Below are 13,034 nucleotides of genomic sequence, written 5' to 3' on the forward strand. Positions count from 1 at the left end.
TTTGAGGCCTATTATAAGGCTTATATTGACGTGGCTCTTGACAAAATCCCAATTTTAGTGTATAATTATATATTAAGTTAATCTTATAACAAGTCAGGAGACCAAATGACAATATTTACATTCAAACTCAAAGTCGCTGCCGCTTCCCTATTTATAGGTGCGTTGCTTTTTGCAACTTCAATGCCTGCTTATGCCGACAGCAATTCGTTCACAAACAATGTCTCGGCAAACTTCAGCGCAAATCCGGGCAACTGTAATGAATTGAATCCAAACGCTGCCAGTTCATTTACTTGGACTGCCAACATAGTAAACAACGGCCCTGGCCATCTAACGGTCGTTAAAGCGTCTTTCCGCGATGATAAGGCCGGATGCGCTGCCACAAGCATAAACCTTGATCAAAGCTTGCTTGCAATGAGCGGTCAATCTGATTATCCTGAAAATTCTACGGGCGTAGCTTCATTTACTTATAATACTTCAGCCGTAAAATGCGGACGCGTCCAGCTTGATGCAGGATTCGTGGATGATTTCGGTCATCCGTTGGTCTTTATGGGTATCGTAGTTAACTACGGCGTGGATTGTGCTCCGGTTGTTGTTGCTCCAGCTCCGGCTCCTGCCCCAGTCGTAACTCCTCCCCCGGCTCCGGTCGTGGTTCCTCCTCCGGTTGTTGTTCCTCCGCCGGTTGTAATCCCGCCTCCAGTTGTCGTTGTTCCCCCGCCGGTTGTTGTTCCCCCGCCTTATGTCACTCCTTACGTAACTCCATATGTTCCGCCGTACGTGGCTCCTTATGTCACTCCATATGTGCCCCCTTACGTGGCCCCTTATCAGCCGCCGATCACACCTATAGTTGCAGGCGCAGTAACAACCTTCGTCGCTCCGAAAACAGGGGCGACATCGGATATAGTAATTGTGCTGGCAATCCTGACCACCTTGGGTTACCTGGCCTACAGAGTATACCGATCTAAAAAAATAGCGCTCGTAAGTTAAAGCAAAAACCCGTCTTCTGAAGACGGGTTTTTTGTTTGCAAAAATTTTGACTGTTTGTTTTCGGTTATATAATCTTTAGATAACTGATTCTGTTTGGTTAACTCCCATAAGAGGTACACTGCATGTCTAAGAAATATCCGCAAAGTCGTTCGGAAAACAAATCGGAAATGCAACGCCGGCTTGCCCGGCTGGTAGTCCCGCAAAGACTGAAGGAGATCGAAGCGCGGGAAAAGCATTTCGCTTCGATCAGAAAAACTCTCAAGAAAGAGGAGCGACTGCTGAAGATTGAAAAAGCAGAGGTGCTCAAACTCGCACGCAAAAGCCGCTCCCGACGAAAGCGATAAGAGTCTTTCCAAACAATCAGTGATACCCAGCATTCGGAAAACCGGCGCTGGGATTTTTTTATTCCTTTTTGTTATACTATAGTCGTACAATCTTCGATATTATTCATTGGGCGACATGACAGAAACAAAGAGCAAACTCCAAAAATACTCTCTCCAATTCCTTGAATACCTGGAAGTTGAACGCAATCGCTCTCGGCTGACTTTGCGCAACTACGACCATTATCTCAAAAGATTTGTGGATTTTTGCGCCAAGCAAGGAGTCACGGATCCTTCCGAAGTCGACCTGGAATTGGTCCGGTCTTATCGGCTTTTTTTGAACAGGCTGGCTGCGAAAGACAGACAGCTAAAAATCATCACGCAAAATTATCATTTGATCGCCTTGCGCAGTTTCCTGAAATATCTGGCCAAGCGGGACGTAAAATCCTTGGCTGCGGAAAAAATTGAATTGCCCAAAACTCCGGCCAGAACCGTGGAGTTCCTGGATATTGAAGATGTCGAACGGCTTATCAATGCAACTGACCAGGAAGACGATAAACTGACCAAATTGCGCGACCGCGCGATCCTTGAGATGCTTTTTTCCACAGGCCTTCGCATTTCAGAATTAGTAGCCATCAAGCGGGATAACCTCAATCTTAAACGAGGAGAATTTGCCGTGCGCGGAAAAGGGGATAAAATGCGCCTTGTTTTTCTTTCCAAAGAAGCTCTGGACCACCTGGCAAAATACCTGGATGAGCGCGAAGATAATTCCAAAGCCTTGTTCATCCGCCATGACGCCAAAGAATCCGTGGAAAAACAAATGGAATCCCTGTCAGAAAAGGCGTCCGGATTGACTGCCCGTACCATCCAGCGCATTATTAAAAAATATGCCAAACTCGCCGGTATCATGAAAAAAATAACGCCGCACACTCTGCGGCACTCATTTGCAACCGACCTGCTGACCAATGGCGCGGACCTTCGGTCCGTGCAGGAGCTCCTAGGCCATTCTTCTATTTCAACCACGCAGATCTATACGCATCTGACCAATAAAAGATTACGTGATGTGTACGAAAAATACCACCGCGACGGGAAATAGGGTATACTGAAAATATAACAAACCCCAGGAGGCCTTATGCAACGATTGGTTGCGGTCTATGCATCACTCGGAGCGAGCGCTGCATACAACGTCAGTGATATAGCTGATCTGGTGCTCGGGGAAAGCTTTCCGATCGAGTTCATCGGGACGTTTCAGGCATCTGACCAGATCAGGCAGCGCGTCCAACAAGGCATTCAATACAAAATGATCCTGTTGATCCCTTCGATGGACGAACTTACCGATGCCACCCGGCTGCTGGAAAAGCTGAAAACGGACCCGGAAACAAGGTCCATCCCCTGCATATTTGCCGGGCTTGATCTGGGCACGGACAGCGACTCCTGCGAGAACACAGAGGACGAAAGCAGTCCGGAAGTTAGGGCCTCTGCAATCCTATCGTCTGCTCCGCGTAGAATGAACTAAAAAGTGCCGGGAACTAACTAACCTGCGCACTTTTTCTTTTTGGATTTTATACTTTGACTGTTTCTTTGCTGGCTATCTGCTGCCGCCATAATGCCGCGTACAACCCTTGCTGACGTAAAAGCTCGCCATGGTTTCCCTGCTCCACCAACAAACCTTTTTCCAAAACATAGATAGTGTCCGCATGCATGATAGTGGACAATCTGTGAGCCACCAGCACATTGATGGAACTTCGCTGTTGTTTTTCAATCTCACGGATGGTCTGCGTGATCTGCTCTTCAGTGATGGAATCCAGGCTTGAGGTAGCTTCATCAAAGATCAAAAGTTCGGGTTTACGAAGCAGCGCTCTTGCTATGGCCAACCGCTGTTTCTCGCCGCCTGAAAGTCTAAGGCCTCCCTCGCCGATCCTCGTATCAAGTCCTAGTCCTCCGCGAAGCAGCAAACTATCCGCTGCAGACGCTTTCAGAGCTTCTACGCAATCAGTATCTGAAGCCTTGGGGGACGCGAACAATAAATTCTCGCGGATCGTGCCGGCAAACAGCTGAGTGTCCTGCGCCACCAAGCCGATGCGGCTGCGGAATTTTTCCGTGTTTAGATCTCTGATATCCACTCCAGCGAATTTGATGGTGCCGGCAGTCGGCTTATATAATCCCACGATCAGCTTGACCAAGGTGGTTTTGCCGCTCCCCGAGGGCCCTACGAACGCTACGGTCTGGCCGGCTTTGATCTCTACATTGATATTTTCCAGCGCCGGTTTGTCGCCTGTCTCATATTTGAAATCCACATTTTGAAATTTTATATCCGTGAGCTTTTTCACAGCGATCGGATGAGCCGGCTGTTTTTCAGGCTCGATCTTCAGGATCTGGTCCAGCCGGTCCAAACTGGCTTTCGCTTCCTGATACTGCTGGGCGACGTCGCCGAACTGTCCCAGCGGATTGAAGATCAGGAAAGAATAGAACAGCAATGAGAAAAACTGGCCGAACGTAATGCCGCCCGTAAATATCAGCCACAGCATCAGAAGCATCAGCCCTGACCTTAAGGCATTGATCGTCGTGCCCTGGATAAAACTGAACGTGCGGATAATTCTGATCTTTTCCAGTTCCAGAGTCAAAATTTTATTGTTGGTCTCATTCAAACGTTTAATTTCCTGGTTCTCGAGACCCAGGCTTTTTACCAATTCCACATTGCGGATCGTCTCTGTGGTGGATCCGGCCAAAGCTGCGGTTTCGTTGATTATCCTTTTTTGGGCGGCCTTGATCTTGCGGCTGATAAGGAAAGTCGTAATGCCTAAAATCGGGATCATGGCAAAGTAAACCGCGCCTACCATCCAGTTGACCCAGAACGCATAAATGATGACCAGCAGAATCCCGATCGTGGACAGAAACAAAATATTGACAGTGCTGGTAATGAAGGCTTGGGCATCGAGCCTGGCCTGCTGAAGTTTTTGTAAAAATTCACCGCTGCGCTGGTCTTCAAAAACCGCATACGGAAGGGAAAAAGAATGCTGAACGCTGTGCGAATACATTTGCGTCCCGACTCTCTGCACCACGACATTGAGGTAATAATCCTGAAAATTTTTGGCTATCCTTGATACCAGAGCCACGCCCACATCGGCCAGCAGCAGCAAAATGATGCCGCGTAAAAATACGGAATGCGACAGAGTTGCAATTTTGCTTACGTAGTCATCTACAATGATCCGGAAGATCTGGGGATCCAACATTGAAAACACCTGGTTGACCGTCGCCAGAGCGATGGTTGCACCAAGTAATTTTTTATATTTGGATAAGTATGACCAGAGGAGTTTCATGAGGTATAATTATAGCATGAGCTTAGCCACCTATAAAAAGAAACGGAAATTCAGCGAAACACCCGAACCTGAAGGCAAACCGATCAAAGCGAAAGGTGCCTTGCATTTTGTCGTGCAAAAACACCACGCCAGACAGCTGCATTATGACTTCCGCCTGGAACACGATGGGGTACTGGTAAGCTGGGCTGTGCCCAAAGGGCCATCATTGAAGCTTGCGGAAAAGCACCTGGCAATGAAGGTGGAGGACCATCCGGTTGATTACATGAAATTTGAAGGCAATATTCCGGCGGGCAATTACGGTGCAGGCTCGGTCATAGTCTGGGATTTTGGCACGTATTTAGCTCTTGGCACGAATTCAGTAGCGGACAGCGAGAAAGCTATCAAACAAGGACTGAGAGCCGGACAGGTCAAAGTCGTGCTCAGCGGCAAAAAGCTCCAAGGCGGGTTTGCCTTGATAAAACTGAAAAGCAACTGGGGCGGAAAAAATTCCTGGCTTTTGATCAAAGAAAAAGATTCTTTCGTAAAAAAAACCGACGTCACCAGGCAGGTTAAATCCGTCTTAAGCGGCAAAAGCCTTGCCCAGATCGCCAAAACAGATAAAGTTTGGAAATCGAATAAGAAAAAATGAGAGTCCGCCACATCAAACCCATGCTGGCAACGCTGGTTGATAAGCCGTTTGACGCGGATGGCTGGCTGTTTGAGGTCAAATGGGACGGCTTCCGCGCCATCGCCGAAGTTGAAAATGATCGTGTTGAAATATATTCCAGAAATCTTCTGTCTTTCAACAAGCGGTTTTCGCCGATCATCAAAAGTTTGCAGGGACACAAATTAAAAGCCGTCCTGGACGGCGAGATCGTGATCTTGGACAGCCGCGGCAAATCGCGTTTCGAGCTTTTGCAGCATTACCAGCAAACCGGCAAAGGGAACCTGGTTTATTATGTCTTTGATCTCTTATTTCTCAACGGCAAGGACCTCCGAAGCCAGCCGCTGCTTGAACGAAAAAAACTTCTCAAAAAAATCCTGCCCCGGAATGCCCTTATAAAATATTCGGAGCACGTTTTGGACCACGGCAAAAAATTATACGAGAAGGCCAAAAAACAAACCTGGGAAGGCATCATGGCCAAAGATTACCAAAGTCCCTACCGTGCGGGCAAAAGAACCAAAGAATGGCAAAAGATCAAAAACCGCCCGCAACAGGAAGTGGTTATCGGCGGATTTACCAAGCCTTCCGGCAGCCGCAAAAAATTCGGCGCTTTAGTCATGGGTGTTTACGAGCGGGGTAAATTACTATACATCGGACACGCCGGCACCGGGTTTGACGAACAAACTTTGAATTTGGTTTATAATAAACTAAAACCGCTGATCCAAAAAAACCCGGCATTTAAAAATCCGCCGGAAACCCGCGGAGAAACCACCTGGGTCAAACCCAAACTGGTCGGCGAAGTGGCTTTCGAAGAATGGACAGAAGACGGACATATGCGACAGCCGGCTTTCCTGGGACTTAGGCCCGACAAAAAAGCAAGTGAAGTAAGAAAAGAACTGCCTAAATAATATGAAACAAGAAACCACTATCAAAATTGAGGGAAAAGTTCTCAAACTGACCAACCTGGACAAGGTCTTCTGGCCGAAAGAAAAATACACTAAAGGCGACGTCATCGATTATTATCAAAAGATCGCGCCATATATTCTGCCTTATCTTAAAAACCGGCCGGAATCTTTAAACCGCCACCCCAACGGCATTACAGGCAAAAATTTTTTCCAGAAAGACGTGGACCACATACCGCCTAAATGGGCCAAGGTTGAAAATATCTATTCGGAATCCAACGATAAAGATATCCATTATTTGGTCTGCCAGGATAAGGCCACGCTGATCTATATGGCCAATCTTGGCTGCATAGAGATCAATCCGTGGAATTCCAGGATCGGCAAGCTGCATCATCCGGATTTTATGATCATTGACCTGGACCCGGAAAAAATTTCCTTTGACCAGGTTGTTGTAGTCGCCCAAACCGTGCACGAGGTTCTAAATTCATTAAAACTTCCAAGCTATTGCAAAACTTCGGGCGCAACCGGGTTGCATATCTATGTGCCTATGGGCGCCAAATATAATTACGACCAGGTCCGGCATCTGGCGCACCAGATCGTAATTTTGGTCAACAGCAAACTGCCGAACATCACTAGCCTGGAACGCCATCCGGCGAAAAGGCAGGGGAAGGTTTACTTGGACTATCTGCAAAATAACAAAGGCCAGACTTTGGCTGTCGCCTACAGCGTCCGCCCTAAACCCGGGGCTACGGTTTCAACTCCTCTGGAATGGAAAGAAGTGAAAAAAGGCTTGAGCCCGCAGGATTTTAACATCAAAAATATTTTCGCGCGTTTGAAAAAGAAGGGCGACCTCTGGAAGCCGGTCTTGGGCAAAGGGATTGACCTGAAGTCTGTTTTAAAACGTATTGAAAAATAAAAAATCCGCCTCAATACTTAAGATTGAAGCGGCGAGCAACTAATCGAACGGGTCACCGTTTGGGTCTGCTTTGCCAAAGGTTCGATGGAAACCGTCGTAGCTACTCCTCAGAGCTTGAGCTTCGTCACTGTCATACTCAGGGTCTTTCGGATTGTACTCGAAGGGCTGATCGTTTTCAGCAACGAAATTACGACACTCCGCGCATTCCTGCAGATGTTGTTTCAGTTCTGCCAGTCTTTCATCATCAATCCTGTCATCCAGGCCGCGAGCGAATTTGCGCAACAACGATTGGTTCAAGTCGCCCCAAACGCACTCCATCTTGAATTCCTCCTTCACGCCTATTTTCTCTTGTAACCCTTTTTTGTTCTAATTATGAATCTTACTCTACTTTGACCATTTTGTCAATACTAAAACAAAATAGCCTTTTCAGGCTCTTTCAAATTTTTTCTTTAGCGAGGGTGCTGCATAAAAAAGAATTCTGAGGCCGAAGTTGCATTACCGCAACGAGGCCGAGGACTTAGGCAATAAATTTGCGTCCAGCAATTTATTGCCGTCTTTTTTTGCAGTGCCCGAGCGTCTTACTGCACAGTTACGCTGATCGTATACGGTTTGGCGACATTGCTGGCCGGCCAGTAGGGCGTGAACTGGAATGACTGGTTGGCGGTGAACGAAATTGTTTTTGATTGGCCGGCAAGTACGGTGCCGGAATTGACCACGCTGCTTCGGAAATCCAAGCCGCCGTAATAAACATTCGTGGCGCTGACATTGAATGTGATCTCAACAATTGTTCCGGCCGCAACAGAAATCACAGAAGGAGTGGCATTGCTGTCATCAGCAGAAATTGTAAAGGTTTTGATCGAGGGCGTCGGAGTTGGGGACGGATTTGGTGCTGGGGTCGGGCTCGGCGCCGGCGCAGGCGTGGGATTGGGTGTTGGACTGGGAGCAGGCGTTGGAGTTGAGCCGGTTACGCTTGCTGTGCTATTTGTTGAAGTGCTTGAAGTTGTTGTGATCGGTGCAAAACTGAAACTGCTGAGAATTTTTTCATAATCCCCATCCGCCAGTTTGCCGTTGTCTTGCTTATCATATCCCTGGGAATAGCCGTCTACAAATATGTCATAGGAAGTGCCTTTGATGTAAGCATAGCGTTCAGGGCCTCCCTCGCCCGTACATGAAACTGAAGATACCGTTGCATTGGGGTTATTAATTTTATCTGCAGTGCATGCAGGTCCCTGGATTCCCGGATCGGCTGCAGGTTGCGGATGCAGAGCCAGATTGTATGACTGGTTAAAATAATCACTCGCCTGCTTCTGGATGGATGCGTCTTTAAGTGCCACCAAAACGAGTGTTCCCACATGAAAACCTTTTATCGGCGCGGCAGCAGTGCCCAGAGCTGAATTGCCGGAAATAGTGCCGGCTTTTACACCGGGCGGGTACTGCAGGCTGAAACCGTATTTGGCATTGTTATAAACCTTCCAATCAGCCGGAATTGGTGTAATATCCGGGGCCTGGCTGGTTTGATCCGGAGTCTGAGCGGGAGTAGTTTGGTCGGAAGGAGGGTTGGCAATCAGATCAGAGTTAGATTGTGCAACTGGGGAAGGTTTTTTGATCCTTTGGCGGATAACCAAAAAGCCGAACAGCAAAGCCGCCGCAGCCACGACCAGTATAACCACTAAAGTTGTGGACCCTTTCTGATTTTTCATGATACTAGTTTAACATATGTGCTGCCTCAAGCGAAAGCTAAGGACTTTGAGCGGTAATTCTACGATTTTTTCATCACCAGAAAAATCCCGGCATAAGAAACGGCAAGCATGATGACCCAGGCGGCGATGGCCATTTGCAGGGCCTTGTCTTCCCGTTTTTCCACTTCCCGAAGCGATCGGCCGGCTGCCACAAATTGGCCCGCATCATTCTTCACAGGTACGATCACTAGAGCTTGTCTTACATCCGGTCGCGGCTGCCAAGTGACAAGGAATTCTCCGCGTTGTTTCGCTGTATCAAAAACTCCGGCCGGCGGGGTAGGGATCTTGCCGTCCAGCAGCGCATCAGACATGATCGGGTTCCCCTGCTTATCAAAAATTACCAGGTATGGACTGAGGCTTTTTGCGATGTCAATATTCTGAATTGAAAAATGCGGCTGACTGCCGGCTTGAACCTGTATTGCCGCATCTTCCGCCATCTGGATCTGGGGATCATTGGCAGTCTGGCGCAGATCCTGCTGGACTTCGGCGTATACCAACCCGCAAATGCAGAAAATGAGCACAAAAGCAACGGCGTAAGGAATGTAAGATCTTTGCATTTTAAGCATAAATAGATTTTACCAATATAATAAAAAAAGTCCACCAAGTTATTCGCCTGGTGGAGGCAGTATGATCCCTTCGGGCTGGAAGATAGTCTTTCGCTCGCCCTCTTCCACGACGCCGACTTCTGTGATCGCGTGACCGACTTCTTTACCAATCCTTATAACGTCGTCGACTTGCGAAGGCGGTACGAACAGATACAGCCCCGCTCCATAGTTGAAGGTCTTCAGGCAGTCAAGCAGCGACACCCCGATCTCCCGCATGAATTTGAAAAGAGGAGGTACCTCCACCCAGGAATGGATCCGGTAGGTGTACGGCCTCTTGTCGAATGCGATCTTGCCGACACCGTCGCCGGTGGCCGCAAGCAGCGCATGGATGTCGACTTTCTGCTCCAGCAGGTGTTCAACGAATTTCACGTGCGATTTGATCGGAATGAGGCATTCTTCACCAAGGGTTCTTCCCGTAGGAAGCTTTGTGAGAAACTGATCGGGAAGCTCGCCGCTGGTCGCCCTTTTGATGACCAGGGAAATTCCGTTAGCTCCAAGGCCTGTAGATGGGTCAACGAGGATGCGGTCACCGGGTCTCAGGTCGCGCCCTGTGATGAGCCGGCGTTTCGGGGCGATGATGCCAGTGATCGAGCCGCTCAACGATGGCGCGCTCACGACCGGCGGCGCGGATTTGATCAGATACCGCAATGACGACGATTCGCCGGCCGGCAAAGCCATGCCGACTTCCCGGCAAACCTCAACGCAGCCGCGCGCATAGTCCTCGCTTCTCTTTTCGTCAGTGAACCATTCGCTGTCGCCGCAAGCCACCTCGTCCGTCCAGACGACCGGCATCGCGCCCTGCGAGATAACGTCGATCGCAATGATAAGAGCTGCGGCTCTGGCAACCACGTCGTAGTGGCTTTTGCCGGTGTTCTGATACATCCACTCCGCTATCCAGTTGAGATTGCCCAGGCCTTCCTGCGTCACGCACCACCAAGAGGTCAGTAGTCCCGAGTATTCAAAGACGGCGCCATGAGAATTGAGGACATCTTCGTTTACATAGACTTCCCGGCTGTTGGGGAAGTTGAGCGTCTGGCTTCCTGCTCGGATCATCGCCCGTTTGAAAGGCTCGATCTTGGTGTAGTCCACTCCGGCTGCCGCGTATTCGCCGCGCATCACACACATCCTTTCGAAAAAGGTCTATTGTCCCTGCTTTAGGTTTGGATAATAGTATAAGCAATATAGCCTTTGGACACAAACAAAAAAAATCAAATCCAGTGTTTAGTCATGAGCATAGTCATGAGCAAATTATTTTAATAAAAAACCTGACTGGATAACCCAATCAGGTCTTGATCGTTTCAACGCTAATAATCTCGAAATCCTCCGTGACCGGGTTAGCCAGCATATCAGACCCAATTTTCTCGGCAGCCGCCCGGGCTTTTTTGGGCGTGATGTCTTCAAATCTGATCAGGAAAAGCTTGGCAAGGGCCACACCTGCAACCTGATGGTAACCCTGATTCGTCAGCCGGACGAGCATATCAGCTTTTTCAGGATCCGGCACTTCAGGCTTATAGCGCACCAACATCTGAACTAGGACCTGACGCGGCTTTTGAACGACTCCCCGGCCTGCCTTTGCCATGATTCTCCCTCCCCATACGGGATGGCATTATAACAAAAAACTCCCCTTTCGGGGAGTCAACATATTATCCGCGTTTAGGCTTGGAAAAAACATACAAATACAGGATGTCCAAAATGCCTAAAGTGTTCACGATCAAAAGCACGACGAACCAAACAGGTTCATTGTTTTTGGCCGCTCTCCACAGCGCCAAGCCCTTCCAGACCAGGCTCCAGATGGCCAAGATCGAGATCACCGGAAGCCAGATTAAACTATGGTAATCAAGGGGATGAAATATCATACTATTATGATAACAAAAACAGCCTCACTTGTGAAGCTGTTTTCTTTTTCTACTTAAAGAGGTAATTACATTTCACCCTTGCATTCCTTACACCGCTTGACGTGGGTCAAGGCTTCATAAATTGCCGAAAGGGCGATTAAAGCATAAATTATCTTTACCAAAGTCACATTCCAGCCCCAAGTAGCAATATCCATGTGCCAAATTGCCAAGCCCCAGTTGAGACCGCCAATCACCAAAAGGATGAAGGTCCACATGTGCAAACCCATATGTTTTCCTGACATTTTGTTTCTCACCCCCTCAAAGCGTTAGCTATTTACCCATAAAGTATATGCCTGTTGAATTAGTTTGTAAAATAACCGGGCAATTGATAAAATGTAGAACTGGTTCCTGACATGTTCTTGGAGGAAAGGACGATGAAAATTCTAATACTCGGCGCAGGCGGCCGCGAACACTCGGTTGGAAAAAAGCTGGCTGAAGAAGGACATGAGATCTATGCCGCGCCGGGCAATCCCGGCATCGCACAGATCGGCCGCTGCGTCACGGAGCTGGACGTCAAGGATCACAAGGCCGTGATCGACTACGTGAAATCCAATGGCATCGGCTTTACGTTCGTAGGCCCTGAAGCTCCTCTTGATGCGGGGATCGTCGATGACTTCGAGCGGTTTGGCCTGCCTATTTTCGGACCCACTAAGATGGCGGCTCAGATCGAAACGAGCAAAGAATTCTGCTGCACGCTGCTGGAGGCGGCAAACGTCCCGATCCCGGCAACCCTGTATTACAATAATTTCGCCGCCATGGAACAATCGGTCGCGGGCTCAAGCGGCGGGATCGTGCTCAAAAAAAGCGGCTTGGCTGCGGGCAAAGGCGCGGAAGTTGTCCGCAACAGTACCGATTTGATCCCGGCATTGACCCGGCTCAAGAAACTCGGCGATGGCAGCTTTCTTGTCCAGACTATGGAAGAAGGTCCGGAGCTGTCATACTTCGTGCTTACTGACGGGACTGATTTCGTTTTCTTAGGCTCCGCTCAGGACTACAAGCCGTTGTATCCCGGCGGGCCGAACACCGGCGGCATGGGCGGTTTTGCGCCGCACCCGATTCTGACTTCAGAGCTTCAAAAGACCATCGACGAGACGGTTGTTCGCCCGACGATCAAGGCCTTGGCGGAGGTCAGCCGGCCATACAAAGGCGTGCTGTACATTCAGCTCATGATCACCAAACGTGGGCCGGTGGTCATTGAGATCAATTGCCGATTCGGCGACCCTGAAGCGCAGCTGATCATGCCGCTTCTTAACTGCGAACTGCTGCCGCTGTTGCAGGCAACAACGAAGTCCGGTTTCTTGCGGATGATGGAGGCGAAGTTCAAACCATGGGTGTCAGTCGGAATCGTCATGGCGTCTGAAGGCTATCCGGACGATCCAAAAACAGGCCGGTTCATCACAGGACTCGACCGCGAACCGGGGCCGAATGACCCCAATCACTACGCTTACGTGTACCATGCCGGTACGAAAATGGTGGAAGACCAGCTCGTAACTTCGGGCGGACGCGTGCTGACGGTTGTGGGCACAGACTCAGAGTACGAAATGGCCAAGAACATGGCCATGATGGCAGTGAGCCTGATCTGGTTCGAGGGTGAACAGTACCGGCCGGATGTCGGGAACGAAGCGATCGCAGCGCAGGCTGCGACCTGACATCGCTCTCCCAGGTCATTTCTGCTCTCACAAAAAGACGCTCAGTATTAAACACTGGCGT

The 13,034-nt window shown here is 49.1% G+C and carries 16 protein-coding genes; 8 read left to right on the forward strand and 8 right to left on the reverse strand.

The features are described from left to right. The first annotated feature begins 105 nt into the window (after window positions 1-105). The 4 genes from WDN47_02365 to WDN47_02380 all read left to right on the forward strand — a co-directional run bounded on the left by WDN47_02365 (window position 106) and on the right by WDN47_02380 (window position 2,820). Window positions 106-984, forward strand: coding sequence for a hypothetical protein (locus WDN47_02365; GenBank protein ID MEJ0021408.1), 879 nt, complete (start codon window positions 106-108; stop codon window positions 982-984). A gap of 122 nt (window positions 985-1,106) precedes the next feature. After that, window positions 1,107-1,328 (forward strand): hypothetical protein, encoded by a 222-nt coding sequence (locus tag WDN47_02370; protein ID MEJ0021409.1) that lies wholly within the window; start codon window positions 1,107-1,109, stop codon window positions 1,326-1,328. Window positions 1,329-1,443: 115 nt separating this feature from the next. After that, complete coding sequence (gene xerA, locus WDN47_02375) at window positions 1,444-2,400, forward strand: site-specific tyrosine recombinase/integron integrase (GenBank protein MEJ0021410.1); 957 nt, start codon at window positions 1,444-1,446, stop codon at window positions 2,398-2,400. 36 nt (window positions 2,401-2,436) lie between these two features. Next, on the forward strand, window positions 2,437-2,820 hold the full coding sequence (locus tag WDN47_02380; GenBank protein ID MEJ0021411.1) for a hypothetical protein: 384 nt from the start codon (window positions 2,437-2,439) through the stop codon (window positions 2,818-2,820). Between the two features lie 46 nt (window positions 2,821-2,866). Here WDN47_02380 and WDN47_02385 read toward each other — a convergent pair whose 3' ends face one another. Next, a complete protein-coding gene (locus WDN47_02385) occupies window positions 2,867-4,624 on the reverse strand; it encodes an ABC transporter ATP-binding protein (GenBank protein MEJ0021412.1) in 1,758 nt (585 codons plus the stop codon). Between WDN47_02385 and WDN47_02390 the strand changes: the two genes are divergently transcribed. From WDN47_02390 to ligD (WDN47_02400), 3 genes are read left to right on the forward strand one after another with little or no spacing between them, the layout of a single operon-like run. Then, window positions 4,623-5,252 carry a DNA polymerase ligase N-terminal domain-containing protein gene (locus WDN47_02390; protein MEJ0021413.1) on the forward strand — a complete coding sequence of 210 codons (630 nt, stop codon included), beginning with the start codon at window positions 4,623-4,625 and terminating at the stop codon, window positions 5,250-5,252. The genes WDN47_02385 and WDN47_02390 overlap by 2 nt on opposite strands. Further along, window positions 5,249-6,175 (forward strand): non-homologous end-joining DNA ligase, encoded by a 927-nt coding sequence (gene ligD / locus WDN47_02395; GenBank protein MEJ0021414.1) that lies wholly within the window; start codon window positions 5,249-5,251, stop codon window positions 6,173-6,175. The genes WDN47_02390 and ligD (WDN47_02395) overlap by 4 nt, the downstream gene beginning before the upstream one ends. Window position 6,176: 1 nt before the next feature. Beyond that, on the forward strand, window positions 6,177-7,085 hold the full coding sequence (gene ligD / locus WDN47_02400; GenBank protein ID MEJ0021415.1) for a non-homologous end-joining DNA ligase: 909 nt from the start codon (window positions 6,177-6,179) through the stop codon (window positions 7,083-7,085). A gap of 39 nt (window positions 7,086-7,124) precedes the next feature. Here ligD (WDN47_02400) and WDN47_02405 read toward each other — a convergent pair whose 3' ends face one another. The 7 genes from WDN47_02405 to WDN47_02435 all read right to left on the reverse strand — a co-directional run bounded on the left by WDN47_02405 (window position 7,125) and on the right by WDN47_02435 (window position 11,566). Beyond that, on the reverse strand, window positions 7,125-7,421 hold the full coding sequence (locus WDN47_02405; GenBank protein MEJ0021416.1) for a zf-HC2 domain-containing protein: 297 nt from the start codon (window positions 7,419-7,421) through the stop codon (window positions 7,125-7,127). 242 nt (window positions 7,422-7,663) lie between these two features. Further along, window positions 7,664-8,785: a hypothetical protein gene (locus WDN47_02410; GenBank protein ID MEJ0021417.1), complete on the reverse strand. Its 1,122-nt coding sequence runs from the start codon at window positions 8,783-8,785 to the stop codon at window positions 7,664-7,666. Window positions 8,786-8,844: 59 nt separating this feature from the next. Continuing rightward, complete coding sequence (locus WDN47_02415; protein MEJ0021418.1) at window positions 8,845-9,390, reverse strand: hypothetical protein; 546 nt, start codon at window positions 9,388-9,390, stop codon at window positions 8,845-8,847. Window positions 9,391-9,429: 39 nt separating this feature from the next. Further along, window positions 9,430-10,545, reverse strand: coding sequence for an AIR synthase-related protein (locus tag WDN47_02420; protein ID MEJ0021419.1), 1,116 nt, complete (start codon window positions 10,543-10,545; stop codon window positions 9,430-9,432). Window positions 10,546-10,711: 166 nt separating this feature from the next. Next, window positions 10,712-11,008: a phosphoribosylformylglycinamidine synthase subunit PurS gene (locus WDN47_02425; protein ID MEJ0021420.1), complete on the reverse strand. Its 297-nt coding sequence runs from the start codon at window positions 11,006-11,008 to the stop codon at window positions 10,712-10,714. A 64-nt stretch (window positions 11,009-11,072) separates the two neighbouring features. After that, window positions 11,073-11,285, reverse strand: coding sequence for a DUF5652 family protein (locus WDN47_02430; protein ID MEJ0021421.1), 213 nt, complete (start codon window positions 11,283-11,285; stop codon window positions 11,073-11,075). 65 nt (window positions 11,286-11,350) lie between these two features. Beyond that, complete coding sequence (locus WDN47_02435) at window positions 11,351-11,566, reverse strand: DUF378 domain-containing protein (protein MEJ0021422.1); 216 nt, start codon at window positions 11,564-11,566, stop codon at window positions 11,351-11,353. A 132-nt stretch (window positions 11,567-11,698) separates the two neighbouring features. On the opposite strand from WDN47_02435, the gene purD reads away from it, so the two are divergent. Next, window positions 11,699-12,973, forward strand: coding sequence for a phosphoribosylamine--glycine ligase (purD, locus tag WDN47_02440; protein ID MEJ0021423.1), 1,275 nt, complete (start codon window positions 11,699-11,701; stop codon window positions 12,971-12,973). Window positions 12,974-13,034 lie beyond the last annotated feature (61 nt).

It is taken from the genome of Candidatus Doudnabacteria bacterium (assembly GCA_037200925.1).
Taxonomy (GTDB): Bacteria; Patescibacteriota; Doudnabacteria; order UBA920; family O2-02-FULL-48-8; genus JBDTSL01.